The sequence below is a fragment of the Kitasatospora sp. NPDC059571 genome (genome assembly GCF_042735675.1).
Taxonomy (GTDB): Bacteria; Actinomycetota; Actinomycetes; order Streptomycetales; family Streptomycetaceae; genus Kitasatospora.
Window position 1 is genome coordinate 1 of the sequence record NZ_JBHWBW010000184.1, and the last position, 2,313, is coordinate 2,313.

Consider the following 2,313-nt stretch of genomic DNA (forward strand, 5'->3'; position numbering starts at 1 on the left):
GCCCGGGGGCCGGCATCCGGCGCATCTTCCGCGCGTGGTCGCGCCACGGGGAGGCCGGGCCGCCCGCCCGGCCTGCCGCCTCGGCGGCGGCCTGCGCAGCGGCGGCCCGGGAATGGACCACCGCCAGGACGGTGGCCAGCTCCTCGGGGGTCGGCTGCCCGTGCAGCACCTGAATGGGGGCCATGGGTCGATCCTCTCCCGGAACGGACTACAGCGGAATGTTGCCGTGCTTCTTCGGCGGCAGCGCCTCGCGCTTGCCGCGCAGCGCCCGCAGTCCGCGCACGATGTGCCCGCGGGTCTCGCTCGGGGCGATGACCGCGTCCACGTAGCCGCGCTCGGCGGCCAGGTACGGGTTCAGCAGGGTGTCCTCGTACTCGGCGACCAGCTCGGCCCGGCGGGCGTCGACGTCCTCGCCGGCCTTGGCGGCCTCGGCCAGCTCGCGGCGGTAGACGATGTTGGCCGCGCCCTGCGCGCCCATGACCGCGATCTGCGCGGTCGGCCAGGCCAGGTTGAGGTCGGCGCCCAGGTGCTTGGAGCCCATGACGTCGTACGCGCCGCCGAAGGCCTTGCGGGTGATCACGGTGATCAGCGGCACGGTGGCCTCGGCGTAGGCGTAGATCAGCTTGGCGCCGCGGCGGATGATGCCGTCCCACTCCTGGCCGGTGCCGGGCAGGAAGCCTGGGACGTCGACGAAGGTCAGCACCGGGATGTTGAAGCTGTCGCAGGTCCGCACGAAGCGGGCGGCCTTCTCGCTGGCGTCGATGTCCAGGCAGCCCGCGAGGTCCATCGGCTGGTTGCCGACGATGCCGACCGGGTGGCCCTCGACCCGGCCGAAGCCGGTGATGATGTTGCCGGCGAACAGCGGCTGGGTCTCCAGGAACTCGCCGTCGTCCAGGACGTGCTCGATCACCTTGTGCATGTCGTACGGCTGGTTGGCCGAGTCCGGCACGATGGTGTCGAGTTCGAGGTCCTCGTCGGTGACGGCGAGGTCGGCCTGCTCGGGGTAGGCCGGCGGGTCGGTGAGGTTGTTGGAGGGCAGGTACGAGAGCAGGCTCTTGACGTACTCGATCGCCTCCTTCTCGTCCGCGGCCAGGTAGTGCGCGTTGCCCGACTTGGTGTTGTGGGTGCGGGCGCCGCCCAGCTCCTCCATGCCGACGTCCTCGCCGGTGACCGTCTTGATGACGTCCGGGCCGGTGATGAACATGTGCGACGTCCGGTCGGCCATCACCACGAAGTCGGTGATCGCGGGGGAGTACACCGCGCCGCCCGCGCACGGGCCCATGATCAGCGAGATCTGCGGGATCACACCGGAGGCGTGCACGTTGCGGCGGAAGATCTCGCCGTACAGGCCGAGCGAGACCACGCCCTCCTGGATGCGCGCGCCGCCGGAGTCGTTGATGCCGATGACCGGGCAGCCGGTCTTCAGCGCGAAGTCCATCACCTTGACGATCTTCTCGCCGAACACCTCGCCGAGGGAGCCGCCGAAGACGGTGAAGTCCTGCGCGAAGACGGCGACCTGACGGCCGTCGACGGTGCCGTAGCCGGTCACCACGCCGTCGCCGTACGGGCGGTTCTTCTCCTGGCCGAAGTTGGTCGAGCGGTGCCGGGCGAACTCGTCGAACTCGACGAACGAGTCCTCGTCCAGCAGCTCCACCACCCGCTCACGCGCCGTCAGCTTGCCCTTGGCGTGCTGCTTCTCGACGGCGGCGGCCGATCCGGAGTGCACGGCCTCGTCGATCCTGCGCCGCAGGTCGGCCAGCTTCCCGGCGGTGGTGTGGGGGTCGTACGGCGCCTCGGTCATTGAGGTGGCTCTCCCTGGTCCTTGGCCGCTCCCGAAGCCGACGACGGCATGAGGGCAGGGCGGCTCTGCGACTACCGCCAAGTAGCGTAGCCAGCGCCGGGCGGATCCTGTTATGGCCAGCAACACAGTGTGTCGCGCGCGTGTCCTGCGGCACCATGGGACGGCCTGTGGCCGGACGGTGGCGCCGGGCCGTCGGTAGGGTGGCCGGGTGACCGACTCCGAGCAGCCAGAGCCCGTCCGACCCCGCCGCAGCGGACTGCGCGGCCTCGGCCATCCGGGCCCCTCGCCCTGGACGGACCTGGACCGCCCCCCGCTCGACGCCGGCGCGCTCCGCCGGGACCTGCTGGTACCCGGCGGCCTGTGGACCTCGCTGGACGTCGTCACCGAGACCGGCTCCACCAACACCGACCTCGCCGCCCGGGCCCGGGACGGGGCCCGCGCCGGCCCGGGGCGGGGGGGCGGGGACCCACAGGGCGGCCCGCGCCGCCGCGGGCGGCGGCCGGGCGCGCCGC

General features: G+C 72.3%; 2 protein-coding genes and 1 pseudogene. 1 reads left to right on the forward strand and 2 read right to left on the reverse strand.

Annotated elements, in window-relative coordinates; translation table 11 throughout:
- Both ACFV0G_RS20840 and ACFV0G_RS20845 read right to left on the reverse strand, forming a co-directional pair.
- Window positions 1-184: acyl-CoA carboxylase subunit epsilon (locus ACFV0G_RS20840; protein ID WP_380549696.1), on the reverse strand; the 184-nt coding region annotated here is incomplete at its 3' end.
- Between the two features lie 24 nt (window positions 185-208).
- On the reverse strand, window positions 209-1,801 hold the full coding sequence (locus ACFV0G_RS20845) for an acyl-CoA carboxylase subunit beta (protein WP_380549699.1): 1,593 nt from the start codon (window positions 1,799-1,801) through the stop codon (window positions 209-211).
- 256 nt (window positions 1,802-2,057) lie between these two features.
- Between ACFV0G_RS20845 and ACFV0G_RS20850 the strand changes: the two are divergent.
- A pseudogene (locus ACFV0G_RS20850) lies at window positions 2,058-2,313 on the forward strand (biotin--[acetyl-CoA-carboxylase] ligase); the annotation flags it as partial.